This is a genomic window from Fusobacterium mortiferum ATCC 9817 (assembly GCF_000158195.2).
Taxonomy (GTDB): Bacteria; Fusobacteriota; Fusobacteriia; order Fusobacteriales; family Fusobacteriaceae; genus Fusobacterium_A; species Fusobacterium_A mortiferum.
The window spans coordinates 43,655-44,475 of the sequence record NZ_GL987994.1 but is presented as its reverse complement, the minus strand read 5'-3'; the positions used below and the strand labels follow the sequence as shown (position 1 = coordinate 44,475).

The following is an 821-nucleotide window of genomic DNA, read 5'->3' as shown; positions in this document are numbered from 1 at the left end:
AATCTGCTACTATCTCGCGTAATGGAAGTGGTAAGTATTTTATCTCTTTGTTATGTGAAACTGATATTCAAGAATTACCAAAAACTAATTCATCAGTAGGAATTGACTTAGGTATTAAAGATATGGCTATTTTATCTACTGGAGAAAAAATTGAAAATCTTAAATTTAGAAAACAATTAGAAGATAAACTAAAAAGAGAACAGAGAAAACTTTCTAAAAGACTTCTAATTGCTAAAAAAGAAAATAGAAAATTAAGCGAAGCTAAAAATTATCAAAAACAAAGAATTAAAATTGCTAAGATACACGAAAAAATTATGAATATGAGAACAGATTTCTTAAATAAGTTAAGTACAGATATTATCAAAAATCACGATATTATCTGTATTGAAGACTTAAATACAAAAGGATTACTTCATAATCATAAATTAGCAAAATCTATATCTGATGTATCTTGGGCTAGTTTTGTAAATAAACTTGAGTATAAAGCGAAATGGTATGGTAAAGAGATAATAAAAATTGATAAATTTTATCCATCAAGTCAAATATGCTCTGTATGTGGTTATAAAGATGGCAAGAAAACTCTTGATGTAAGAGAGTGGACTTGTTCAGTTTGTCATACTCATCACGATAGAGATATAAACGCAGCTAAAAATATATTGACTGAAGGTCTAAGAATAAAACAAGCAGTCTAAAAATAAAAAGAACCGTAGGAACTACGGGGTTAGCTTGGTAAATATAGTTGGCTAACAAAAGCAACTACTTCCCAAGAAGAAGCTCCCACTTCAAAAATTACAAAGTAATTTTAAGTGGGAGAGGTTCAC

1 protein-coding gene is annotated in these 821 nt (G+C 28.6%); it reads left to right on the top strand.

All coding sequences use genetic code 11. From position 1 onward, the window contains the following. The coding region (locus tag FMAG_RS09840; RefSeq protein ID WP_005886343.1) for an RNA-guided endonuclease TnpB family protein at window positions 1-692 on the top strand (692 nt) is incomplete at its 5' end. Between the last annotated feature and the right edge of the window lie 129 nt (window positions 693-821).